We start from the raw sequence: 23,654 nt of genomic DNA, 5'->3' as shown, positions 1-23,654 counted from the left end.
TCAGTTCCCGTCCTTGGCGGCCGCGGCCTGCATCCGCCCGGCCACCTCGGCCGCGGTCGACTGTCCGCTCAGGATCCCCTGGATCCCTTTCCACATGGCGTTGTTGAACTGATCACCGGTCAGCACGTCGATGTTGTAGCCGAAGTCGCCCGAGCCCTCGGCGATCTTGGCCGCATCGTCGAGGATCTGCGTGAACAGCGGGCTGGCCTTGATGCCGGCGGTGTCCACCGGATAGGCCGGAATGTCCTGCAGATTCTCCACCGCCCAGCGGCCATGCTCCGGGGTCTGCAGGTAGTCGAGCAGCGCGATCGCCGCGTCCGCCTTGGTGGTGCCGGCCGAGATGAAGGTGCCGGAGCCGAGGCCGCCACTGAAGATCCCCGGCCCGCTCGGCGCCGGGAACGGGATGAAGCCGACCTCGAACTTGGAGTTGCGTTCGATGTCGAGGGCGAGCCAGCTGCCGGTCGGGTTGATCGCGGCCTTGCCGGAGTAGAACAGTGCGTTGGCGTTGTCGTAGGTCACCGCGGCCGGCGACGGCGTCAGCAGTCCGTCCTGGCCGAAACGCTCCCAGACCGCGAGGGACTCGACCACCTCGGGCGAATCCCACGGCCGCTCGCCGGCGAGCAGCGCGTCCATGCCGGCCGAGCCGACCTGGCTGGACAGGGTGATGCTCAGCAGGTGCCCGCCCTGCCAGCCTTCCTTGTCGCTGACCGCGAGCGGAATGATCTTGTTGTCGGCCAGCGTGTGGGCGGCCGCCTCGAGCTCGGCCAGGCTCCCCGGCGCGGCGAGACCGTACTTCGTGAACAAGTCCTTGTTGTAGAACAGGCCGACCTGCTCGATCTGGCTCGGCACGCCCACGACCTTGCCCTCGAAGGTGACCCGCTGCTTGGCGAACTCGTAGATCGGCCATTTCCGGTCCGCGAACGCGGCGGTCAGGTCGTAGAGCAGTCCGGCCTCGGCCAGCGCGCCGGCGAACCCGGGCCCGGTGTCGTAGCCGAACACGTCCGGGCCCTGGCCGGACCGGAGCTGCGTCTGGAGCACCGTGCGCACCGTGTCGGACGGGATGACGTCCAGCTTCACCGTGATCCCGGGATTGGCGGCCTCGAACTTCTTCAGGTCCTGCCTCGTCAGCTCGAGGTCGGCCGGGTCCTCCGGTTGGCCGACCATGTAGCGGAGCTCCTGCTGTGCCGAGGTGTTCTGCGGCGCCGGACCGCCGGTGCCCGGCGCCGGGCCGGTGCAACCCGCGGCGACCGCGAGCGTGGTCAGTCCGGCCGCAGAAAGCAGGGTCCGGCGGCGCAGCGCGCCGGCCGGTGCCGGGATCGGGAACTTCGGCTTCATCGTGACTCCTGTGTCCTGGTGCCGAAACTTCTAGCGTTAGAATCTAACGTTAGAATCAGGCCGAGACCCTAGGATGTCAAGACCCGAACCGCCGATTCTCCCGAGGAGGCGCATGTCAGCCATCGATCGGCCCGCCATCGATCGCGATCCGGACCGGATCAAGCCGGCCCGGATCAAGGACGTCGCCGCCCGGGCCGGGGTGTCCCTGAAGACCGTGACCAACGTGGTCCATCAGCGGTCCAATGTCCGCGACAGCACCCGGGCCCGGGTGCTGGCCGCGATCGAGGAACTGGACTACCGGCCGTCACTGGCCGGCCGGCAACTGCAGAGCGGCCGCAGCACCATGATCACGTTGGCCCTGCCGCGGATCGACGAGCCCTACCTGGGCGCGCTGGCCCACGCCATGATCGCGGCGGCCTCACCGCGCGGCTACACCGTGGTGATGGACGAGACCGGCGGCGTGCCGGAGCGGGAGGAGCAGGCCGCGGCGGGCTATCCCGGGCACGGGATCGACGGAGTGATCTTCAGCCCGTTCGCGCTCGATCCGGAGGCGATGGCCGCGATGAGCCGGCGCACGCCGATGGTGTTGCTGGCCGCGCCGCTGCCGGACAGCCACGCCGACTACGTCGCGATCGACAATCCGCGCTCGGCCGGTGAGGTCGTCGATCATCTGTACGCGACCGGGCGGCGCCGCTTCGGCTTCATCGGGCGCAATCCGCACCAGCCCAACGGGGTGGGGGAGATCCGCCTGGCCGGAGTCAGGGACCGGTTGGCCGGGCATGGTCTGGCCCTGGCCGAGCGGCAGTCGATCCCGACCGGCCGCTACACCCGGGAGGCCGGCGAGCGGGCGATCGCCGAGGCGGACGAGCTGCACGGCTGCGACGCCATCGTCTGCTGCAGCGATCTGCTGGCGATCGGGGCGATCCGCGGGCTGAAGCGGGCCGGGCTCCGGGTGCCGGAGGACATCGCCGTGGTCGGCTGGGACAACATCGTCGACACCGAGTACGTGACGCCGACGCTGACCTCGGTCGCCCCCGACCTGGAAGCACTCGCCGAGCAGACGATCGAGGCGCTGCTGGACCGGATCGACGGCAACCGCGAACCGGCCCGGACCTTCGTGGTGCCGCACACGCTGATGACCCGGGAATCGACCGGTTCCGGCACTCGATGAGAAGAGTCTCATCGCCGCGATAGGCCTGGATTCGCGCGGGTTTGCCAAGATGGGCGGGTGGATTCCGCAGCGACCGACCGGCCGGCCCGGCGGCCGCGTACCTGGTCGGTCCGGTTCCGGATCCTGACCGCGGTGCTGATGACCACTGCCTTGGGCATGACCGCCGCCGGTTTGACCTCGTACGCGATCAGTCGGCAGGACGTGTACAAAGGAGTGCGGGACGCGCTCCATCAGGAGGTGAACGAGTTCCGGGTGGCCAGCGAGGAGGCGATGAAGGGGCCCAACCGGGCCAACATCGTCACCGTCGCCGACCTGCTCCGAGCCACGATCAAGGCCACCTACCCCGACGACAACGAGGCCGTCATAGGGCTGGTCAACGGCCAGCTCGAATTACATCCCAACCGGCAGTCGGAACTGCAGACGGCGGTGCAGGGCGACCAGGAGGTGATCGCCGAAGCAGCCAAGGTGAGGCCCGGCGGAGACATCCTGATCAAGACGATCAGCAACGAACGCAACCGCAACCTTGCCTTCGTCTCGGTCACGGCCCAGATCGAGGGCCAACCGGACCTCGGCCACTATGTCGCCGCGGTCGACATCGACACCGCCTTCGTCCCGCTGAACAACACCTACCGCACGTATGCGCTGGTCTGCGTCGCCGCGCTGATCTTGGTCGGCCTGGTCGGGTTCGTCGTCTCCGGCCGGCTGCTCGCCCCGCTGCGGACGCTGCGCGAGACGGCCCACGAGATCGGCGAGGGCAACCTGTCCGGCCGGATCCCGGAAGATCAACTGACCAGCGGCGACGAGATCGCCGACCTCGGTCACACCATGAACGCCATGCTGGATCGCCTGTCCAGCTCGTTCGACGAACAGCGCAACCTGCTCGACGACGCCGGGCACGAGCTGCGGACGCCGATCACCATCCTGCAGGGTCACCTGGAGCTGCTCGACCAGCGCAACCCGACCGAGGTGGCCGAGACGGTCGAGCTGTCGCTGGACGAGCTGGCCCGGATGCGCCGGATCGTCGAGGACCTGATGATCCTGGCCAAGTCCCGGCGGCCCGACTTCGTCCGGCCGACGCCGGTCGACGTGGACGACCTGCTGACCTCGGTGCTGGACAAGGTGCGGCCGCTGGCCGACCGGCAGTGGCGGATCGAGCGGACCGTGCACGCGGTGATCGAACTCGATCCGCAGCGGATCACCCAGGCCCTGGTCCAGCTGGTCTCCAACGCCGTCCGGCATTCCCCCGAGGGCTCGGTGATCGCGCTGAGTGCCTCGGTGATCTCGGTCGTCGCCGCGGATCCGGCGCTGCCGCCGGCCGGCGAACGGCTGCGGCTCAGCGTCCGGGACGAGGGCAGTGGCATCCCTCCGGATGATCACCAGCGGATCTTCGAACGGTTCGCCCGGTCCGGGCCGGCGCAGCCCGGCCATGATCATCCCGAGCCGATGGTCCGTGATCATGCTCCGGGCCAGGTGGACGGCTCCGGCCTTGGTCTGGCCATCGTCGACGCGATCGCCAAGGCGCATCGAGGCCAGGTGTTGCTGGACAGCGCCCTCGGCCACGGCTCGACCTTCACCCTGGAGATCCCGATCGTGACCGAGCGCGACCACAATCTCACCGAGGACGAGCTCTTCGGCGGCCCGGCCGACGAAGATCATCACCAGCACCGCACCGAACAGGAGAGTCGATGGCTGCGATCTTGATCGCCGAGGACGAGTCCCGGATCGCTTCCTTCGTGGAGAAGGGATTGCGGGCCGCCGGCCACACCACGGCCGTGGCGGCGACCGGCAACGACGCCCTGGAGATGGCGCTCAGCGACGACTTCGAGCTGCTGGTGCTCGACATCGGCCTGCCCGGCCTGAACGGCTTCGAGGTGCTGGAGCAGTTGCGCGGCCAGGGCTTCACCCTGCCGGTGATCATCTTGACCGCGCGCGACTCGGTGACCGACACGGTGGCCGGCCTGGACAGCGGCGCCGACGACTACATGGCGAAGCCGTTCCGGATCGAGGAGTTGCTGGCCCGGATCCGGATCAGGCTGCGGCAGATCGGATCGGCCGAGCCCGCGGCGCTCAGCCACGGCGACCTCAGCCTCGACCTGCACACCCGCCTGGCCACCGTCGGCGGCCGGTCCATCGAGCTCTCGGCCCGGGAGTTCTCGCTGCTGGAGACCCTGCTCCGCAACCCCGGCCAGGTGATGACCCGAGAGCAACTGCTCTCCCGCGTCTGGGGCTACGACTTCGACCCCGGCTCGAACGTCGTCGACGTCTACATCCGCTATCTCCGCAACAAGATCGGCGCAGACCGCATCCTCACCGTCCGCGGCGCCGGCTACCGCCTAGTCACCTAACCCCCGCCGACTTGTCAGAACTGAGTTGTGCCATAGGGCTCCTCAGTTCTGACAACTCGGCGAATGGCTGTGGATAAGGGAGGTCGGGCTTCGGGTCCCGAGTCGAGACCAGAGGGTGCCCGGACCCGAGCTGCGGAGCTTGAGCGAGGGCCGAGGGTGAGTCTGGACCCGCGTTCGCGCGCCGCGCGAACCCCTCCCGCCAACTTGTCAGAACTGAGTAGCCCTATGGCACAACTCAGTTCTGACAAGTCGGCGGAAGGGGTGGGGCTGCTGGTTCGCCCCTGTTGCTCGTGCTTCGCTCCGGCTGTAGGTGGGGCGAAGCTGCCGTAGGTGGGGCGAACGCGACGGGGCGGGCCGGGGTGGGGACGCGAAGACGCGCCCTGAGCCGGCGCGGGGGGCGCTGGGGGTGGAGCTGGGCTCAGGGCGCGTCGGCGTACCGCTGGGTCAGTCGGCGGAGGCCGGGGACTTCGGGGACTTCGGCGAGGCGGCGGTCCTGGCCGACACCGGGGTCTTCGGCGACACGGCCGACTTCGGGGTGACCGCCGACTTCGGTGAGATCGGCGAGTTCGCGGTCGGCGGGGTGTTGCTGGTGTTGGCGCTCTGCGCGCTCGGGCTGCTGACCGCGCTGCCCGGGGTCTGGGTGGTGATCGGCGTGGCGGCCGGCTTCTTGCTCGGCGACTCGGTCGGATCCGCGGCAGGCCGGGTGTCGGCGGCGTGCGCCACGTACCCGGTCCCGCCGAGCGGGTTGTCCGACAGTGCCGGCACGGTGAAGGCGGCGACGGGCGCGAGTACGAAGGCTGCTGCACCGCCGGTGATGATCCACTTGGTCCTGTTCTGCATGGTTCTACCAAACTAGCTACCCATGAGAGGGCGAGGAAGCGATGATGAGAGGTCTTTCATCAAGGCGTCGGCGGCCGTGACGCCGGTCACGATCGTGCCGGGCGCGGCCTCGTCGCCGGTGGTGATCCACGTCCCACACGCCGCGACGGAGATCCCGGAGGCGGTCCGGCGTGATCTGCTGCTGGATGACGAGGAGCTGGCCGCGGAGCTGGCGGCGATGACCGACGAAGGGACGGAGCAGATCGGCCGGCTCGCGGCCGGGCTGGCCGGGACCCGGCCGTGGCTGGCGATCAACCGGTTCTCCCGGCTGGTCGTCGACCCGGAACGGTTCCCGGACGAGCGGGAGGAGATGGCCCGCGTCGGCATGGCAGCGGTCTACACCCGCACGTCCGCCCGCCGACCGCTCCGCGACGAGCGCGGCCAGGACTTCACCGAGCTGCTGGAGACCTACTACCGGCCGTACGGCGACGCGCTCGCCGACCTGGTCGATGCCCGGCTGATCGCCGCCGGCCGGGCGATCGTGATCGATCTGCACTCCTACCCGCGGCTGCCGCTGCGGTACGAGCTCCATCCGGACCGGCGCCGGCCGATGACCTGCATCGGCACCGACTCCTTCCACACGCCGGAGCAGCTGCGTGAGACCCTCCGGGACGCGTTCGCCCCGCTCGGCTCGGTGGCGTACGACGAGCCGTTCGCCGGCTGCTACATCCCGCTCCGGCAGTATCGCAAGACGCTCCGGGTCACCGGGGTGATGATCGAGCTGCGGCGCGACGGCTGCGGCACGGCGGCCGCGGTCCGGCGCCGAGCCGAAACCCTGGCCGCCGTTGTCGACACCCTCACGCCGGCGATGCGGCGTTGAGCAGGGTGATCGCGGCCGCCTTGGCCTGCCCGGCGGGGTCGGCGGTGCCGAGGATCGCGGCCGCGGTCTGGGCGCCCTCGGCCAGCAGCACCAGCTGCGGCGCCAGCTCCGCCGGGAGTCCGGCGGTGCCGACCAGCTCGGCGACGTAGTCGGCGAAGGCCTGCTTCTGCTGCCGGACCGCGGCAGCGGCGTTGGGTGAACTGGGGCCCAGCTCGCCGTACACGTTGATGAAGGCGCAGCCACGGAAGTCGGGTTCGCGGAACCAGCCGTCGAGGAAATCGAAGATCGCCAGGATCCGGCCGCGCGGGTCGGCCGCCCCGGCCGCGGTCGCGGCGATGCCGGCGTTCCAGACCTCCGTCCGGTGCCGCAGCACGGCCGTGATCAGGTCGTCCTTCGACGGAAACAGGGCGTAGATCCGCTTCAGCGACACCCCGGCCTCGGATCGGACGGTGTCCATCCCCACGGCCTGCACGCCGCTCGCGTAGAACAGCCGATCGGCCGCCCCGATCAGCTGCTGCCGAGCCGTCGTGTCGTCGATCACGACCATCACCCCTTGCGTTGAGAACGATCGTTCTCTACTCTAGCAAACAGGACGGAGAACGAGCGTTCTCCAGGACTCGGAAGGGACACTCTCATGGCCACCATCACCGTCGGGACGCAGAACAGCACTCCGGTCGAGCTCTACTACGAGGATCAGGGCGCCGGGCAGCCGATCGTGCTGATCCACGGCTATCCGCTCGACGGCCACAGCTGGGAGCGGCAGACCCGCGAACTGCTCGCGGCCGGCTACCGGGTGATCACCTATGACCGGCGCGGCTTCGGTCAGTCGAGCAAGGTCAACGACGGGTACGACTACGACACCTTCGCGGCCGACCTGAACACGCTGCTGGAGACCTTGGAGCTGACCGACGTGATCTTGGTCGGCTTCTCGATGGGCACCGGCGAGTTGGCCCGCTACGTCAAGAACCATGGGCATGGCCGGGTGGCCAAGCTCGCGTTCCTGGCGTCGCTGGAGCCGTTCCTGGTGGCTCGCGACGACAACCCCGAAGGCGTGCCGCAGTCGGTCTTCGACGACATCGTCGCCACCGCCAAGGCCGACCGTTACGCCTGGTTCACGGCGTTCTACCAGAACCTCTACAACCTGGCCGACACCCTCGGCAGCCGGATCAGCCAGGAGGTCGTGACGGCCAACTGGAACACGGCGACCCGGTCCGCTCCGGTCGCGGCCTACGCCGTGGTGCCGAGCTGGATCGAGGACTTCCGCGACGACGTGACCGCGGTCCGGGAGAGCGGCAAGCCGGTGTTGATCTTGCACGGCACCGCCGATCAGATCCTGCCGATCGACGCCACCGGTCGCCGCTTCCACCAGGCCGTCCCGGACGCGACCTACGTCGAGGTCGAGGGCGCGCCGCACGGCCTGCTCTGGACCCATGCGGACGAGGTGAACGAGGCGCTGCTGTCCTTCGTCGGGGCCTGACGTCGACTAAGCGGTCGGGCGATACTGCGAGTCGCAGAGCACGGTATCGCCCGGTTGCCAGGTGCACAGCCGGACCGCGTTGCCGTCGGGATCGGCCAGCAGCCAGGTGGCGGGCGCGCTCTCGTCGCTGATCATGGTGCCGCCGGCCGCGAGGGCGGCGTCGATCCGCGGTTGCACCTGGGCCGGGTCGACCCAGAGGTCCGGATGCCAACGCTGCTTGGGCTCCTGGGCCCTGGAGCGTTGGAAGTAGATCATCGGCAGGCCTTGGTTCGGGTCGCCGACGTCGCCCCATTCCTCGTCACCGACGACATGTTCGGAGCTCAGGACGGCCGTCCAGAACGGCGCGATCTTGTCGTAGTCGGGGGTGTCAAGCCCGAGCTCGATCCGCGCCACTCCGGCCGCGTCGAAGCTGAGTCCTTCGGCGGCGGCCAGGTCGGAGACCCGGCGGGCGAGCCGCACATCCAGCTCGGTCACTCCGCCGCCGTCCCGGCTGGTCAACCGGACGTCGACCCGGGACGGCCGGAGGTCGAGCTCGGCGAGATGATCAAGTTCCGTGGCCGCCTCGCCGATCATGGTGGCGATCCGCAGCCCGGTGGCAAAGGTCTCGGTGTGGATCCGGGTCTGCAGCCCGCCTTGGCCGTAGTGGAGGAGGAGGGCCCAGCCCTCGAGTCCGGCGTCGGCGATCTGTCGCCCGGTCAGTGCTTGTGTGGTCATGAAGTCACTCTTGCGGTCCAATACGACACCTGATGACATATTGGCCATGCGCGCAGAACGACTGCTGCGGATCGTCATGGTCCTGCAGTCCCGGGGACGGGTGACGGCGGCCGAGTTCGCCCGGGAGCTCGAGGTGTCGCCGCGCACCATCCAGCGGGACATGGATTCGCTGAGTGCGATGGGCATCCCGGTGTACGCCACCCGCGGCACCGACGGCGGCTGGCGGCTGATCGAGCACTACCGGACCAGCCTGACCGCGCTCACCACCAGCGACGCGCTGGCCATGGTGATCGCCCAGTCCCGCGGCATCCTCGATGACCTCGGTCTCGAGGACCCCGGGCAGGCTCCGATCCTGAAGCTGCTGGCGGCCATCGCGCCGGGGGCGCGGGATCGGGTCGAGCACGCCCGGCAGCGGATCCACATCGCCCAGGGGAGCTGGGGGCCGGAGCCGCCACGGTCGACGCTGCACGTCCTCCAGGCGGCGATCTGGGCGGACCGGCTGATCAACCTCCGCTACCGGACGTCGTCGGCGGAGGAACTCGAGCTGGCCCCGCTCGGGCTGGTCCGCGACAACATGACCTGGTATCTGGTCGCCCGCCGCGAGGACCGGCTGCGCACCTTCCGGGTCGATCGGATCCGCGCCGTGGCCCTGCTGGCGGAACCCTTCGAGCGGCCACCGGGCTTCGACCTCGCGACACACTGGCAGGCCGCGTCCGCCGATTTCGTCCAGAGTCTCGGCAGTTACGTCATCCGGCTACGGCTGCGCGGTGACGCGATCCAACGGGCCGACTGGGTGTACGTACGGTCGCGGACCCTGTCCGATCCCGATGCCGACGGTTGGGTCGAGGCCACCTTCGAGGTCGGCGACGAGGACAACGCCCATATCATCCTGCACGACCTGGGGATGGGTGGTGAGGTGATCGTCGTCGAGCCCGAGGCACTGCGCCGCTCGGCGGTCACCGCCGCACACGCCTTCGTCATGATCAACGACCCTTGATCAATCCGGCCTGCCCCTCGACGGGCTCAGCCCGAATCCACTGATGCTCTTGGAGCCGTGGCGGTGTCCGGCCGGCCGCCGGTTACCCACCGGGCTTCGATTGCACTCCTCGAGTGGACGCTTTGGCCGCGGATCTCCGCCTGGAAGCTGGCCAACCAGTCCACTCGGCGCCCGCCGGCGGGTGATCTCGGTGATTCGATCCCTGAACGCTGCCAAACTCCCGGGAGAGGCGCACCCGCCTGGCCTGCCCTTCGGCAGGCTCAGGGAACGAACGTCGGTGTCAGCCGGCGAGGACGGCGAGGCGCTGCCGCCGGGCACCGCCGCAGCGGCAGTCGTCCTCGGGGCAGAGCAGGGCGGCCGGATCGCCCATGATCAGCTCGGTGGCTGCGGCCAGCACCGCGCGGGCCGGGATCCGGCGGGCCCGGCAGTTCCCGATCATGGTCTCGATGGTGGCCGGGGCCAGGGCCGGCTCGATCCCGTCGAACCGGTGGCTCTCGCCGGACACGTTCGGCACCTCGACCCACAGACCGGGCTCCAGCACCGCGTAGCGGTAGAACAGTGATCGACCCAATCGTTGCTCGGCCAGGTGGATCGTGGTGTTCGAGTAGTGCCCGACGCCGAGCAGCAGGACATCGCCGCCGAGCCGCTCCAGCTCCTCCACCGGCCCCAGCATCCGGTCCGGCCGCTGGGCCGCCATCAGCTCCTCGGCCCGGGCACCGACGGCCTGGAACGAGTGCAGCGGATGATCACCGCGGACCACGTCCGGCTGCCGGGCGAACTCGGCGGCCACCGCGCCGAGCCAGCTGTCGATCGGCAGTTTCGCCGAGGGCGGGGTCGCGGCCCGGACGGCGGCGTCGAAGTCGGCCCAGGAGTCCGCGTGGAAGTAGCTGTTGTTCGGCCGGACGAGGCCCGGCGGCGCCGGGATCCCGCTCAGCTCGGAGCAACTGCCGAACATCATCACGGTGCCGCAGACCCGGCGCAGCGCGGTGATCACGGTCCCGGCGCCGCCCTCGACCCGGCCGAACGACCGCAGCGAGGCATGCAGGAACACCACCGAGTCACGGTTCAGGCCGAGCCGGTCCAGGCCGGCGGCGACGTCGTCGAGGCCGAGGTCTCGTTCGGTCATCTTCAGTTGATCTCAGCTCAGGATGTCGGCGTCAGTTGATCATGGTCAGTTGATCGTGACCAGGGTGCCGCTGCCGTCCACGTACTCAACGAAGCCGAGGTACGGCGTGTTCGAGTCGAGCCGGCGCCAGCGGACCGTGACCTCGATCGGTTCCTGGATCTTGGCGGTCGGCTTGGTCGGGTTGACCGTGAACGGGCCGTCGTCGGATTCCGGTGTGACCAGCGCCGACCGGAAGGTGTACGGGGTCGTCTCGGTCTCCGGGGCGTTGGCGAAGCCCTCCACGATCGCGACGTACTCACCGGCCTCCGGGGCCAGCAACTGTACGGTCTCGTCGGCGGTCGGCCCGGCGGACTGAGCGACCAGGACCGGGCCGGTGGCGCCGACCTTGTACAGGTACAGATCGAGGTCGGCTTGATCATTCTCCGACCGCACCGTGAGCTGCGAGGCCTTCGTCCCGTCGGTGATCGTCACCGGATACTGCTTCTGCTCCTCCGGCTTGAGCGAGCCGTCCTCGCCCGTGCCGGACGCCAGGCCGAACTTCTTGATCGGGAAGGCTCCGTCGATGCCGGGCACGACCTCGTAGTCGAGCGACCCGGACCGGCCGCTGCCGGACACCTGCTCCGGCGCGCTGAGCTGCACCGGGGTGACCGCGACCGGCAGCCGCACGGTCGTCTTGGCCCCGGTCCAGGTGAGGAAGCCGGCGGCAGTCTGGTCGAACGGCGCGGAGCCCTTCTTGAACTTGATCTTGAAGGTCTTGGTCTCGCCGGCCTCGTCGAAGTTGAGGATCGACGGCGTGACCTTGGCCTCGATGCCGGGAATGTTGATCTTGGCCCGGTAGAGACCCGGCTTCAGCGCGGTCACCTTCCGGGTCACGGTCTGGTGATCCAGCAGCTCGCCGATGCCGATCGACGGGTTGTTGTAGTCGCTCGCGTCGATCGCCTCGGCTCCCGTGCCGGTGTCCACTCCGAGACCCTCGAGGTAGGACAGCCAGTCGTCGTCGGCGGCGTCGAAGACCAGCGCCGGATCGAACATCTTGGCCGGCTGCACCACCCCGGCGCCCTGGGCGTACGGATCGGTGAAGGCCTTGCCGGCGGCGTCCTTGAGGTTGCCGGCGGTGGTCATCAGCGCCGACTTGATCCGCATCGGCGCCCACTTCGGATGCTCGGTCAGATAGAGCGCGGCCAGCCCGGCGACGTGCGGGGCCGCCATCGAGGTGCCGGAGAGGAAGTCGAAGTCGCGACCCTCGTTGCTCGGCGGGGCCACGGCGGCCAGGATGCCGACGCCCGGGGCGGACAGGTCGGGCTTGACCAGGTCGCCGCCGCTCGCCGGCGACGGGCCGCGGGAGGAGAAGTCGGCGATCTGCGGGTACGCCGGCTTGTCCTCGGTCTGGTTGCCGTCCAGCAGGGTGGCGGTCGCGCCCGCCGTCTCGGCGTACGCCTTCACGTCCGGGCCGCCGGGCGGATCGAGATGCACGGTCGGCACCGTGTGCCGGTCGGCGTCGAGGGAGCCGGCGGCGAGGTTGGCCAGCACCATGCCCACCCCTCCGGCGCGCTTCACCTCGGCCGACTTCGCGACCCGGTCGTAGACGCCGCGGTCGCAGACGATGATCTTGCCCGACACCAAGGCCGGGTCGAGGCTGTCAGGCCCGCACAACGCGGCGTCCTCGGGCGTCGCCGAGCCGGTCTTCACGGCCGCGCCGGTGACCAGCGGCGCCGGCCCGACCGGCTCCCTGACGGTGGTGCTGGCACCGGCGAACTTCCGTCCGTCACCGAGCTCGACCGTGCCCTCGTACGGCTGGATCGTGTTCGCGGCGACCGTGGTCACCCACGGCGCGGTGTTGTCCATCGTGGCCGCGGCCGGGCCGGAGTTGCCGGCGGAGGCGGCGACGAAGACGCCGGCCGAGGCGGCCGAGAGGAAGGCCAGCGGGATCGGGTCGGTGTGCGGCGAATCGGAGCCGCCGCCGACCGAGTAGTTGATCACGTCGACCCCGTCCTCGACGGCGGCGTCGATGGCCGCGACGATGTCGGAGGTGTAGCCGTTGGCCTGGGCCGAGGTCGAGTTCCGCCACAGCACCTTGTAGGCGGCGATCTTGGCCGCCGGGGCGACGCCGGAGATCTTGCCGAAGGGGATGCCGTCGACGCTGGCCGAGACGTCGTGGTTGCCGGCCGCGGTCGAGGCGGTGTGCGACCCGTGGCCGTCGCCGTCCCGGGCCGAGACGAAGTCGCGCCGGTTGGCCGGCGGCACCGCTGCCGTCCAGCCGTCGGCGAAGTAGCGGGCGCCGATCAGCTTGCTGTTGCACTCGTCGGCGGTCCATTCCTCGCCGGTCTCGCAACTGCCGCGGAAGGTGCTGCCGTCGGACTTCTCCATCACGATCTCATCGCCGTCGAGGTACGGCTGGTACTGCGCATCACCCTCCGGCTCGCCCTCCTCGAGCGGCTTGCCGGCGAAGGACGGGCTCTCCGGCCAGATCCCGGTGTCCAGCACGCCGATCACGGTGCCCTCGCCGGACTTCTTCACTCCGCCGAGGGACTCCCAGACGCCCGACTCACCGCTCAGCCGGAGGTAGTCGGTCGACCGGCGGTCGTCGGTCGCGGTGTGCAGCGAGTCCTTGACCACCGAGACGACGCCCTTGGTCCGCTGCAGCCGCTGCGCCTGGAGTGGCGTGAGCTCGGCGGCGAACCCGTTCAGGGTGACCGAGTAGCGCTGCCGCACCTTCGCACCGACCAGGCCGGCGACCTGGTCCTGCAGCCGGGTCAGGAAGCCGCGGTACGTCTTCGCCGCGTCGGTGTCGGTGCGGACCTTGCGGCCGTCCTTCGGCCGGGTCGCCGCCATACCGTTGGTCGACCCGTCGTAGCTGGCGATCGGCTGATCGGTCAGGGTCACGATGTAGGTGCCGGGAGCCGGCTGGGGCAGTGCCGCCGGCGGCAGCGGGTCGGCACCGGCGGATTGGAGCGCGGCGGCAACCAGCGCGACCGTGACCACCATCGCCGTGAGCGCGGCAGCCAGCCGTGACCGTTTCCTGACGTTCATCGCCGATCCTCTCCACACGAGACCTCAGACACGCCGAGGTCGCTGGCGGTGGATAGCGAAGAATCCCGCCACATGGACCCCCCGGTAGGGTTGACGCTAGCAGTCGGGGACAGGCGCGTCGAGGAGCTACGTGAGGGATGGCCATCCGGGCGAGAAGCCGCAGGATCGGAGTCTGCTGGGCGCTGGTCGGCCTGGGCCTGATGGCGCTGTGCTCCGGATGCGTACCGCAGCCGCCCGGCACCTCCGCCTCACCCGCTCCATCGAGCCAGGGACCGACCATGACCGATCCGACTCCGCAACCGTCGAACAGCAGCCCACCGAGCGCCGTGCCGTCGCCCGGTGACCAACTGACCATCCGGTACGACAACGGCCGCGGCTCGGTCGAGACCTGGACGCTGACCTGCGATCCGGTCGGCGGTGATCACCCCGATCCGAAGGCGGCCTGCCAGGCCCTGATCGCCCACGACGCGGCCCTGCAACCCGTGCCGCCGGACCGGGCCTGCACCGAGCAGTACGGCGGCCCGGACACGGCCGCGATCACCGGCACCTGGCGCGGCCGCCCGGTGAACGCGCTGCTCAGCCGGACCAACGGCTGCGAGATGTCCCGCTGGGACGAGTTGGCCGGCCTGCTGCCCCGCGCCGGAGCCTGACGCCCGAACCGTACGGGTCCGGGCTCAGCCCCGACGCAGGGTGAGGACGGCGGAGTCGACCGGTGGCGGCGGCGTGAACGCGTGCCGCGGCATGGTCATCCCGCGCGCGGCCAGATAGCGCCGCGGCGGCCGGGTCAGATACCGGTTGACGACGCCGCGCCGGAGCAGCAGGTCGGCCCGGATCAGCCGGCTGGACCGCTGGGTGATCAGGGACACCAGTGACGCCGTGATCCCGTACGGGGGATTGCTCACCACCCGGAAGGGACGCCCCGGCAACCACAGCTCCCGGGCGTCGAGCTCCAGCACCCGCAATCGATCGGTGCCGAATCGCCGGCGGAGCCGCTCGGCGCGACCCGGGTGGAGCTCCACGGCGATCACCTCGGCGCCGGCATCCAGCAGCGGCGCCGTCAGCGCGCCGGTCCCCGCACCCAGATCGACGACCAGCTGACCCGGCCGTACCTCGGCTCGATCGACCAGTCGACCGGCCCAATCAGGCGCAAGTCGATGCCAACCCCAGAGCGGCCGCGCAGCGGCTCGCGTCCCCGGCCCGGACCTGGATGCCCGGTCGAACCGCCCTGCCCCGGCCACGGAGCACCATCACGCACATACCCATGGCCCAGACGGTAGGGAAGGGCCTCGGTGGCGGCAACCGAATAACTCACCCTTGACCGCTGACCGGATCGGAGAACATGCTGGTCAGAGCGGTTTTGGGGGCGGTCGAGGCGGACCTGGTGACGGCACCGGAGGAGTCCTCTTTAGGACATTTCCAGTACCGGACACCCGAAAATGATGACTTCGCTTCCCAGGTCGAATAAGTTTCTTATCAACGTCAGGGGTGACTGCCGAAGCAACTGGGATGTCTCGGCCGGCACCAACAGGAAGGAATAGTTGAATGTCTCACAAGGGAGTTAGTGCAGGTCGGACGCGTTCGACCAAGCGCATCGTGGTTCGAGTAGTAGCCGCGGCCGTGCTGGCAATCGGCACGCTTGCTGCGGCAGCCACAGCCGCAAGTGCAGTGAACAGTTTGAAGGCCGAGAACGGATGGGGATCCGAAGTCAACAGCCTTCAGTTCGAGAGTGGTGTCAACAGCCTCTAGGGGCTGGACGCAAGGAGTCGCCGAGTCTCCTACCTCACCGTCAGGGTGAGGGCTCGGCGATGACAACAAAAGAGACTTCCGCAAGGAAGCCGGGATTACCTGACGTTCCCGGAATGGCAGACCGGTGATGTGAGCACCGAATCTGTCGCTGATGTCCTCAACAGCCATCCCCCGAGGCTGATGAGGATCTCCTCCCCCTGGGCGACGCCCGCGGTCCTTTCCCAGAGGACCGCGGGCGTGGCTTTCTTTCTGGGGAGATCGTAACGGTCCCGGGGACGGTTGGGAAGGACCCCGACCCGAGGGTCTCAGCCGCGTTGCCGGTCGGGGATCTGATTGAGAGTGTCGGCTCGGACCAGAGCCGCGCCCAACTGCAGCCGGGTGGTCACCCCGAGCTCATCCATCAAGTCGGAGATCCAGCGCCGGACCGAGCGCACCGTGACTCCCAACTGACCGGCGATCGCGTTGTCCGTCGAACCGGTCATCAGCAGCGAGATCAACATCTGTCGCCGCGGATCCGTGCGGCCGTAGTGGGTGATGATCGGCACCGACGATTCCCACACCGCCTCGAACAACCACTGCAGCATCTCGATGATCGCCGGATGCCGGGTGACCGACACCCGCAGTTCATGGCCCGGCCCGTACGAACGCATCGACGGGATCAGCGCCACCTGGCCATCGACCAGGACCAGCTTCATCGGCACCGGCGCGGTCCGGGACTGCTCGCCCTTCTTGGCGAACAGCGACAGCTCGGACAGTCGTTCGGAGTCGAAGCCGGGATGGTAGACCGCGCGGATGCCGACGCCGCGATCCAGGGCCCGCCACTCCGGCGCCTCGCGGAGCAGGCTCTCCGGCGTCGCGCCGGGTCGGGCCTTGACGTAGGGCGGCTTGTCGAAGGCGCAGGCCTCGCGCTTCGCGGAGTCGAAGATCTCCCGGTGGGCCGCGACGATCGCGTCGGTGCCGACCAGCACCTTGATCGCGTCCGTGGTCGACTCCGAGGCGGCCAACAGGTGGCTGGCCAGGGATTCCGCGGCGATGATCGCCGTCTCGACCTCCGACAGCCGCTGAGCCCGCAGCCCGCCGACCACGTCGAGCAGCGGCAGGGCCTTCCACAGTCCCGGCGTCACCTCGGCGGCGAGCCCGAGGGCACGCAACTCGGACAGCGACTGCTCGGTGCTCTCCTTGGCAGCGCCGGCCCGGTCGGCCAGTTCCTCGACCGCGGCGGCTTCGGAGGTCGCCAGGACGACATAGACCGCCTCGGCGTCGGCGGTGATCCCAAGCGGCTGAAGCATGGCTGCTCCCCTCGAGCATGATCGGGGCTTCTCGACACAGTATCCGATGGGCGATCCGCGTTCTCGGCCTGCGGGCAGGTCGTCCACCTGTCGGGCCCACGGCTACGCTGACCTCCGGCAGAGGATGCCCGGACGCAACCGTAGATGAGGAGTTCCATCGATGGCCGACCTTGCTCAGATCGGTGTCACCGGCCTGGCGGTGATGGGCCGCAACCTGGCCCGCAACTTCGCCCGGCACGGTTACCGGGTCGCGGTGCACAACCGCAGCCACGCCAAGACCCAGTCCTTGATCGATGATCATGGTGCCGAGGGGGCATTCGTACCCTCGGAGTCGATGCGCAATTTCGTTGCCTCGTTGGAAAGGCCGCGCCGGGTCGTGATCATGGTCAAGGCCGGCGCCGCGACCGACGCGGTGATCGACGAGCTGGTCGGCCTGCTCGACGAGGGCGACATCGTGATCGACGCCGGCAATGCCCACTTCCCCGACACCCGGCGGCGCGAGGCCGCGTTGAAGGAGAAGGGGCTGCACTTCGTCGGTACCGGCGTGTCCGGCGGCGAGGAGGGGGCGCTGAACGGCCCGTCGATCATGCCGGGTGGCTCGAAGGAGTCGTACCGGACACTCGGGCCGATGCTGGAAGACATCTCGGCCAAGGTCAACGGCGATCCGTGCTGCGTCCATGTCGGGGCGGACGGTGCCGGGCACTTCGTCAAGATGGTGCACAACGGCATCGAGTATGCCGACATGCAGCTGATCGCGGAGGCGTACGACCTGATCCGGCAGGGGACCGGCAAGTCCGCGGCCGAGATCGCCGAGATCTTCAAAACCTGGAACTCGGGCGACCTGGAGTCGTTCCTGATCGAGATCACCGCCGAGGTGCTGGGCCACGTCGACGCCAAGACCGGCTCGGCGTTCGTCGACATCGTGCTGGACCAGGCCGAGCAGAAGGGCACCGGCCGCTGGACCGTGCAGAACGCACTCGACCTGGGCGTCCCGATCACCGGGATCGCCGAGGCCACCTTCGCCCGGGCGCTGTCCGGGTCGGTGCCGCAGCGCGAGGCGGCCCGGCCGGTGCTGCCGGCGCATGCCGCCGAGTGGAACGTCGAGGATCCCGACGCCTTCATCGAGGACGTCCGGCTCGCGCTGTACGCGTCCAAGGTGGTCGCGTACTCGCAGGGCTTCGACCAGATCGCGGCCGCCAGCGAGGAGTTCGACTGGGACATCGACCGTGGTGCGATGGCGCGGATCTGGCGCGGCGGTTGCATCATCCGGGCCCGGTTCCTGGACCGGATCACCGAGGCGTACGAGCGCCACCCGGAGCTGGCGCTGCTGCTGGCCGACGAGTATTTCGCCGGCGCGGTGTCGAACAGCCTGGCCGCCTGGCGCCGGGTGGTGGTCAGCGCCGCCCAGCACGGGGTGCCGACGCCGGCCTTCTCCTCCTCGCTCGCCTACTACGACGGTGTCCGCGCGGAGCGGCTGCCGGCGGCCCTGATCCAGGGGCAGCGCGATTTCTTCGGCGCGCACACGTACCGGCGGGTCGACGGCGAGGGCACCTTCCACACCGAGTGGAGCCTGGACCGGTCCGAGAGCCCCGCGTGAGCCGTACGTCCCTGGTCGTGATGGGGGTCGCGGGGTCGGGCAAGACGACCGTCGCCGCGATCCTGGCCGAGCGGCTCGGCTGGCCGCTGGCCGAGGCGGACGAGTTCCACTCGGCCGAGAACGTGGCCAAGATGTCGGCCGGCACTCCGCTGACCGACGAGGACCGCGGCCCGTGGCTGGCCGCGATCCGGGACTGGATCTCCGCCGCCGCCGGTAGTTCGGTGGTCACCTGCTCGGCCCTGCGCCGGACCTATCGCGATGTGCTCCGGCAGGCCGACGCCCGGGTCCGCTTCGTCCACCTCGACGGCGGCCGGGACGAGATCGCCGAGCGGATGTCCGCCCGGACCGACCACTTCATGCCCCTCGGCCTGCTCGACTCCCAGCTGGCCACCCTGGAGCCCTTGGAGCCGGACGAGGACGCGGTGGTCGTACCCATCGAAGGCACCCCGGCCGAGATCGCCGAGACCGCCCTGACCGCCCTCGACCTCGGTAGCGGGTAGGCGTCAAAGGCCGCGGAGGAAGTCGACGTCGTCGTCGGGGGCCATCGGGCGGTTCTCGGCGCGGCGGCGCGACTCGCGGTTGGGCCGGCCGAAGAACAGCCAACAGACCGCGCCGGCCAGGGGCAGGCAGATGATGATCGTCGCCCACAGCCACCGGGGCATTCCGCGCACCTCGAGCGGGCGTGCCTGGGCCACCTCGACGACGCAATAGATCGTGAGGAGTGCCACGACGATGATCGGCAGGTACCTGATCATGTGCAAAGAGTAGCTCCGTCACGGCGTCCGCGGTGCCGGCGGGAGCCAGTAGTGTTTGGGCCGACCGGCACGACCACTTCCGGGAGGCATCCCATGTCCATTCGGCTGGCTCGATCGCGCGCTCTCGGCGCCCTGGCCGCGCTCACTGTCGCCGCGGGTTGCGCCCTGGCCGCCGGCTGCGCGCCGCAGGAAGTGGCAACCCAACCGCCGCCCACCGGTCCCGATGCGTGCGCCAAGGACTCGCTCTCCCTGGTCACGCCGGGCACCTTCACGGCGGCCACCGACAAGCCCGCCTACGAGCCGTGGTTCGTCGACGACGATCCGAGCAACGGCAAGGGGTACGAGTCGGCGGTCACCTACGCGGTCGCCGAGAAGCTCGGCTTCTCCGCCGATCAGGTGACCTGGACGGTCGTCCCGTTCACCAGTGCGTACGCGCCGGGCGAGAAGAAGTTCGACGTCGACGTCAATCAGGTGTCGATCACCGAGGAGCGGCGGAAGGCGGTCGACTTCTCCTCCGGCTACTACGACGTCGCGCAGACGGTGATCACGGCCAACGGTTCACCGATCGCCGAGGCGACGACGATCGCCGAGCTGGCCAGTGCCAAGCTCGGGGCGCAGGTGGGTACGACCTCGTACACGGCGATCATCGAGCAGATCAAGCCGACCCAGCAGCCGGCCGTCTACGACACCAATGATCTTGCCGTCCAGGCGCTGCAGAACGGGCAGGTCGACGGCATCGTGGTCGACCTGCCGACCGCCTTCTACATGACCGCGGCCCAGCTGGACGACGGCATGATCGTCGGTCAGCTGCCGCCCGGAACCGGCACCCCGGACCAGTTCGGATTCGTTCTGGGGCAGGGAAGTGCGCTGACCGGCTGTGTCACGGCCGCCGTCGACGCGCTGCGGGCCGACGGCACCCTGAAGCGGCTGGAACAGGAGTGGCTGTCGGGCTCCGGCGGCGCGCCCGTCTTGTCGTGACCGACTCCGCCCCACCCGCCGAGCCGGTCGAGGAGTTCTCCCGCGGCCCGGCCTGGCGCCCGTCGGCGGTGCAGCTGGAGCGGATGCGCTACCGGCGGCAACGATCGACCCGGTCCATGATCATCGCGATCGTCAGCACCGTGGTGGTGATCGCCGGGGTGATCATCGGTGTCACCTCCACGCCGGGATGGCCGCGGGTGCAGCAGACGTTCTTCGACCCGGTGAAGGCGCTCGACGCCCTGCCGGTCGTGGCCGCCGGGCTCTGGCTGAACATCCGCGTGATGATCTTCTCCGGGATACTGATCCTGATCTTCGGCTTGATCATCGCCGTGCTGCGCACCCTGCGTGGTCCGGTGTTCTTCCCGTTGCGGGCGTTCGCGGCCGGCTACACCGACGTCTTCCGCGGGCTGCCGCTGCTCTTGGTGATCTTCCTGCTCGGCTTCGGGGTGCCGGCACTGCGGCTGCAGGGACTGCCGAGCGACGCGGTGATCTGGGGCGGCGCGGCCCTGGTGCTGACGTACTCGGCCTATGTCGCGGAGGTCTTCCGGGCCGGGATCGAGTCGATCCATCCGTCGCAGCGGGCCGCGGCCCGATCGCTCGGTCTCGGCTACGGCCAGACGATGCGCTTCGTGGTGCTGCCGCAGGCCGTCCGGCGGGTGGTGCCGCCGCTGCTGAACGACCTGGTCAGCCTGCAGAAGGACTCCGGCCTGATCGCCGTGCTCGGCGTGATCGACGCGATCCGGGCAGCACAGATCGAGACCGCGACGGACTTCAACTTCACGCCGTACGTGGTCGCCGGGGCGCTCTTCGTGGCGCTGACCATCCCGTTGGCCCGGATCACCGATTGGGTGTCGCGGCGACAGGGTTGGTACGGACCGGGCGGGAGCCACCTGTGACCGACGCGAACGACACCGGGCTGCAGGCGGCGGGGCTGCTGCGGGCGACGGGGCTGCGCAAAGCCTTCGGGTCGCAGGTCGTCCTGGACGGGCTCGACCTGGACGTGGCCGAGGGCGAGTGCGTCGTGCTGATCGGCGGCTCTGGCTCGGGCAAGTCGACTCTGCTGCGCTGCCTCAACCTGCTCGAGGAACTCGACGACGGCCGGATCCTGCTGGCCGGCGAGGACATCTCCGATCCGCGGGTCGACGCCGACCGGATCCGGGCCCGGGTCGGCATCGTGTTCCAGGCGTTCAACCTGTTTCCGCATCTGTCGGTGCTGGACAACGTCACCCTGGCGCCGATCCGGGTGCACAAGATCCCGCCGGCCCAGGCCCGTACCGCGGCGATGGCGATGCTGGACCGGGTCGGGCTCGCCGACCGGGCCCGGGCGTGGCCGGATCAGCTGTCCGGTGGGCAGCAGCAGCGGGCCGCGATCGCTCGGGCGCTGGTCAATCAGCCGATGTTGATCTTGCTCGACGAGGTCACCTCGGCCCTGGACCCGGAGCTGGTCGGGGAGGTGCTGACCCTGCTGCGCAGCCTGCGGGATGAGGGCACGACCATGGTGATCGCCACCCACGAGATGGGTTTCGCCCGGCAGGTCGCGGACAAGGTCTGCTTCCTGCACGCCGGCGCGATCCTGGAGCAGGGCCCGCCGGAGCAGCTGTTCACCGAGCCGCGCCACCAACGGACCCGCGAATTCCTCTCCCGCCTCGACGGCTGACTCCGCCGACGCGACCATCGTCGGCCGCCGCGACCGTTGCCGAGGTCGCGCGGCCGCGTGATGGTCGCGTCCGCAACGCAGACCGAGGTGGCTGGGTCAGGGGGCGGGGAAACGGGTCTCGTTGATGGCCATCTTCTCCTTCAGCGCAGCTTCGAGATCGACTTCGAGGATGGTGGCGAGGCGGAGCAGATAGATGAGCACATCGGCCATCTCGTGCCGGACGGAGCGGGCCTTGTCCGGATCGTCCATCACCCGCTCGGTCTCCGCCTCGGTCAGCCACTGGAACTCGGCGGCCAGTTCGCCGACCTCGCCGGTCAGCGCCAGCACCAGGTTGCGCGGCGTGTGGAACGGACCCCAGTCGCGGCGTACGGCGAAGTCGGACAGCTGATCTTGCAACGCGGGAAGACTCACCCGCCTTTCCTACACCCCCTCGCGCCGACTTGTCAGAACTGAGTTGTGCCATAGGGCTTCTCAGTTCTGACAAGTCGGCGTGAGGGGAGGGGTGGCGGGTCACGGTGGGCCGGCGTCGGTGCCGCTAGGGTTGCGCAGATGCCCGACTCCGACCTCCCCGCCGACCGGCCGACCGTCGCGGTCTGGCGGGATGTCTGGCTGCCGCCGTCGGAGACGTTCATCCGGGATCAGATGGCCGCGATGGCCCGCTGGCAGGGCGTCCGGGTCGGGATGCAGGAGCTTCCGGATCCCTTGGTGCCGGCGGATTTCGCACCGTTCACCGGCGCCTCCCGGCTGCGCAAGCTGCGCGGCGAGCTGCTCGGCACGGTGGGTTGGGAGCGGCAGTACGTCAACTTCCTGATGGAGGCCGAGGCACAGGTCCTGCACGCGCACTTCGGGCCGTCCGCGATCCGGGCGCTGCCGGTGGCCAAGCGGGCCGGGTTGCCGATGGTGGCGACCTTCCACGGCTACGACGTGACCCGGGTGCCGCGGCTGCCGATGGGGCGGGGCCGGGAGTATCGGCGCCGGCTGCGGCGGCTGTTCGACTACGCCGACCGGCTGGTCGCGGTGTCGGACTTCATCGCCGACCGACTGATCGCGCTCGGCGCTCCGGAGAGCCGGGTCACCGTGCACTACACGGGCATCGATGTGCGGGGCATCGACGCGGCCAGCCCGCTGCTGCCGCGGTCGGACCGGAACGGGATCGTCTTCGTCGGCCGGCTGGTGCCGAAGAAGGGCGTGCTGGACCTGCTCGACGCCGTCGCGCAACTGCCGGAAGACCTGCGCAAGACTCCGATCACGATGCTCGGCGACGGCCCGTTGGCCGGGGAGGCGCGGCGCCGAGCCGATGCCGCCGGCCTGGACCTGACCCTGGCCGGCTTCCGTACCTCCGACGAGGTCGCCGCGATGCTCGACCGGGCCGCCGTCTTCTGCGTCCCGTCGCGGACCGGGCCCGACGGCGACGCCGAGGGCTTCGGCATGGTGTTCCTCGAGGCCGGGCTGCACGGCGCGCCGGTGGTGTCGTACGCCCACGGACCGCTCCGCGAAGCCGTCGCTCACGGCACGACCGGCCTGCTGGCCCAGGAGAAGGACGTCGCCGGCCTGGCCGCGCACCTGGAACACGTCCTCACCGATGATCAACTGGCCGACCGGCTCGGCCGCCAGGGCCGCCAACGAGTGCTGGAGCAGTTCGACATCCGCCACTGCACCGCCGCCCTCGAAACCATCTACGACGAGGTCACCACCCCCTGAACCCCGACTTGTCAGACTCTAGGCACGCTATAGCGTG

23 protein-coding genes are annotated in these 23,654 nt (G+C 69.7%); 14 read left to right on the top strand and 9 right to left on the bottom strand.

From position 1 onward, the window contains the following. On the bottom strand, positions 1-1,335 hold the full coding sequence (locus tag FNH24_RS10880; protein ID WP_152362190.1) for an ABC transporter substrate-binding protein: 1,335 nt from the start codon (positions 1,333-1,335) through the stop codon (positions 1-3). A gap of 112 nt (positions 1,336-1,447) precedes the next feature. Here FNH24_RS10880 and FNH24_RS10875 point away from each other — a divergent pair, with 112 nt between their 5' ends. The 5 genes from FNH24_RS10875 to FNH24_RS10855 all read left to right on the top strand — a co-directional run bounded on the left by FNH24_RS10875 (position 1,448) and on the right by FNH24_RS10855 (position 6,550). Beyond that, positions 1,448-2,506 carry a LacI family DNA-binding transcriptional regulator gene (locus FNH24_RS10875; protein WP_161606086.1) on the top strand — a complete coding sequence of 353 codons (1,059 nt, stop codon included), beginning with the start codon at positions 1,448-1,450 and terminating at the stop codon, positions 2,504-2,506. Positions 2,507-2,563: 57 nt separating this feature from the next. Next, positions 2,564-4,207 (top strand): sensor histidine kinase, encoded by a 1,644-nt coding sequence (locus FNH24_RS10870; protein ID WP_152362188.1) that lies wholly within the window; start codon positions 2,564-2,566, stop codon positions 4,205-4,207. Next, positions 4,192-4,851 (top strand): response regulator transcription factor, encoded by a 660-nt coding sequence (locus FNH24_RS10865; RefSeq protein ID WP_152362187.1) that lies wholly within the window; start codon positions 4,192-4,194, stop codon positions 4,849-4,851. Before FNH24_RS10870 ends, FNH24_RS10865 begins: the two co-directional genes overlap by 16 nt. 406 nt (positions 4,852-5,257) lie before the next feature. After that, the gene (locus FNH24_RS10860; protein ID WP_152362186.1) at positions 5,258-5,707 is read left to right on the top strand and encodes a hypothetical protein; all 450 of its coding nucleotides are present in this window, start codon (positions 5,258-5,260) and stop codon (positions 5,705-5,707) included. A 60-nt stretch (positions 5,708-5,767) separates the two neighbouring features. Then, the gene (locus FNH24_RS10855; protein ID WP_217428148.1) at positions 5,768-6,550 is read left to right on the top strand and encodes an N-formylglutamate amidohydrolase; all 783 of its coding nucleotides are present in this window, start codon (positions 5,768-5,770) and stop codon (positions 6,548-6,550) included. Here FNH24_RS10855 and FNH24_RS10850 read toward each other — a convergent pair. Then, positions 6,528-7,097: a TetR/AcrR family transcriptional regulator gene (locus FNH24_RS10850; RefSeq protein ID WP_152362184.1), complete on the bottom strand. Its 570-nt coding sequence runs from the start codon at positions 7,095-7,097 to the stop codon at positions 6,528-6,530. The genes FNH24_RS10855 and FNH24_RS10850 overlap by 23 nt on opposite strands. 87 nt (positions 7,098-7,184) lie before the next feature. Here FNH24_RS10850 and FNH24_RS10845 point away from each other — a divergent pair, with 87 nt between their 5' ends. After that, positions 7,185-8,027, top strand: coding sequence for an alpha/beta fold hydrolase (locus FNH24_RS10845; RefSeq protein ID WP_152362183.1), 843 nt, complete (start codon positions 7,185-7,187; stop codon positions 8,025-8,027). Between the two features lie 6 nt (positions 8,028-8,033). Here FNH24_RS10845 and FNH24_RS10840 read toward each other — a convergent pair whose 3' ends face one another. Beyond that, positions 8,034-8,741: a VOC family protein gene (locus tag FNH24_RS10840; RefSeq protein ID WP_152362182.1), complete on the bottom strand. Its 708-nt coding sequence runs from the start codon at positions 8,739-8,741 to the stop codon at positions 8,034-8,036. A 46-nt stretch (positions 8,742-8,787) separates the two neighbouring features. On the opposite strand from FNH24_RS10840, the gene FNH24_RS10835 reads away from it, so the two are divergent. After that, positions 8,788-9,738, top strand: a complete 951-nt coding sequence (locus FNH24_RS10835) for a helix-turn-helix transcriptional regulator (RefSeq protein WP_161606085.1) — start codon at positions 8,788-8,790, stop codon at positions 9,736-9,738. A gap of 280 nt (positions 9,739-10,018) precedes the next feature. On the opposite strand, the gene FNH24_RS10830 is transcribed toward FNH24_RS10835, so the two are convergent. Together FNH24_RS10830 and FNH24_RS10825 are read right to left on the bottom strand one after the other, a co-directional pair. Further along, positions 10,019-10,864 (bottom strand): AAC(3) family N-acetyltransferase, encoded by an 846-nt coding sequence (locus FNH24_RS10830; protein ID WP_152362180.1) that lies wholly within the window; start codon positions 10,862-10,864, stop codon positions 10,019-10,021. A 45-nt stretch (positions 10,865-10,909) separates the two neighbouring features. After that, entirely contained in the window at positions 10,910-13,894 is a 2,985-nt protein-coding gene (locus FNH24_RS10825) for a S8 family peptidase (protein ID WP_217428147.1), read from the bottom strand. Positions 13,895-14,172: 278 nt separating this feature from the next. Between FNH24_RS10825 and FNH24_RS10820 the strand changes: the two genes are divergently transcribed. Beyond that, positions 14,173-14,544, top strand: a complete 372-nt coding sequence (locus tag FNH24_RS10820) for an SSI family serine proteinase inhibitor (RefSeq protein WP_152362179.1) — start codon at positions 14,173-14,175, stop codon at positions 14,542-14,544. Between the two features lie 24 nt (positions 14,545-14,568). Here FNH24_RS10820 and FNH24_RS10815 read toward each other — a convergent pair whose 3' ends face one another. After that, positions 14,569-15,132, bottom strand: a complete 564-nt coding sequence (locus FNH24_RS10815; protein WP_152362178.1) for an rRNA adenine N-6-methyltransferase family protein — start codon at positions 15,130-15,132, stop codon at positions 14,569-14,571. Positions 15,133-15,945: 813 nt separating this feature from the next. Then, the gene (locus tag FNH24_RS10810) at positions 15,946-16,929 is read right to left on the bottom strand and encodes a hypothetical protein (protein ID WP_152362177.1); all 984 of its coding nucleotides are present in this window, start codon (positions 16,927-16,929) and stop codon (positions 15,946-15,948) included. A 160-nt stretch (positions 16,930-17,089) separates the two neighbouring features. Between FNH24_RS10810 and gndA the strand changes: the two genes are divergently transcribed. After that, entirely contained in the window at positions 17,090-18,526 is a 1,437-nt protein-coding gene (gene gndA / locus FNH24_RS10805) for an NADP-dependent phosphogluconate dehydrogenase (protein WP_152362176.1), read from the top strand. Beyond that, positions 18,523-19,026, top strand: coding sequence for a gluconokinase (locus FNH24_RS10800; protein ID WP_170304491.1), 504 nt, complete (start codon positions 18,523-18,525; stop codon positions 19,024-19,026). The genes gndA and FNH24_RS10800 overlap by 4 nt, the downstream gene beginning before the upstream one ends. A gap of 3 nt (positions 19,027-19,029) precedes the next feature. Here FNH24_RS10800 and FNH24_RS10795 read toward each other — a convergent pair whose 3' ends face one another. Continuing rightward, entirely contained in the window at positions 19,030-19,281 is a 252-nt protein-coding gene (locus FNH24_RS10795) for a PLD nuclease N-terminal domain-containing protein (protein WP_152362175.1), read from the bottom strand. Between the two features lie 93 nt (positions 19,282-19,374). Between FNH24_RS10795 and FNH24_RS10790 the strand changes: the two genes are divergently transcribed. Genes FNH24_RS10790 through FNH24_RS10780 form a run of 3 tightly spaced genes read left to right on the top strand, consistent with a single transcriptional unit; the run spans position 19,375 to position 21,916 of the window. Further along, complete coding sequence (locus tag FNH24_RS10790) at positions 19,375-20,259, top strand: ABC transporter substrate-binding protein (RefSeq protein WP_152362174.1); 885 nt, start codon at positions 19,375-19,377, stop codon at positions 20,257-20,259. Next, positions 20,256-21,155 carry an amino acid ABC transporter permease gene (locus FNH24_RS10785; RefSeq protein ID WP_343031753.1) on the top strand — a complete coding sequence of 300 codons (900 nt, stop codon included), beginning with the start codon at positions 20,256-20,258 and terminating at the stop codon, positions 21,153-21,155. Before FNH24_RS10790 ends, FNH24_RS10785 begins: the two co-directional genes overlap by 4 nt. Next, a complete protein-coding gene (locus FNH24_RS10780; RefSeq protein WP_281351026.1) occupies positions 21,152-21,916 on the top strand; it encodes an amino acid ABC transporter ATP-binding protein in 765 nt (254 codons plus the stop codon). Before FNH24_RS10785 ends, FNH24_RS10780 begins: the two co-directional genes overlap by 4 nt. Positions 21,917-22,012: 96 nt before the next feature. On the opposite strand, the gene FNH24_RS10775 is transcribed toward FNH24_RS10780, so the two are convergent. After that, complete coding sequence (locus FNH24_RS10775; RefSeq protein ID WP_152362173.1) at positions 22,013-22,327, bottom strand: nucleotide pyrophosphohydrolase; 315 nt, start codon at positions 22,325-22,327, stop codon at positions 22,013-22,015. 138 nt (positions 22,328-22,465) lie between these two features. Here FNH24_RS10775 and FNH24_RS10770 point away from each other — a divergent pair, with 138 nt between their 5' ends. Beyond that, positions 22,466-23,617, top strand: a complete 1,152-nt coding sequence (locus tag FNH24_RS10770; RefSeq protein ID WP_152362172.1) for a glycosyltransferase — start codon at positions 22,466-22,468, stop codon at positions 23,615-23,617. Positions 23,618-23,654 lie beyond the last annotated feature (37 nt).

Origin of the sequence: Microlunatus speluncae, assembly GCF_009299835.1 — a bacterium.
GTDB classification, from domain to species: domain Bacteria; phylum Actinomycetota; class Actinomycetes; order Propionibacteriales; family Propionibacteriaceae; genus Microlunatus; species Microlunatus speluncae.
This window is presented reverse-complemented; position numbering and strand designations above follow the sequence as displayed.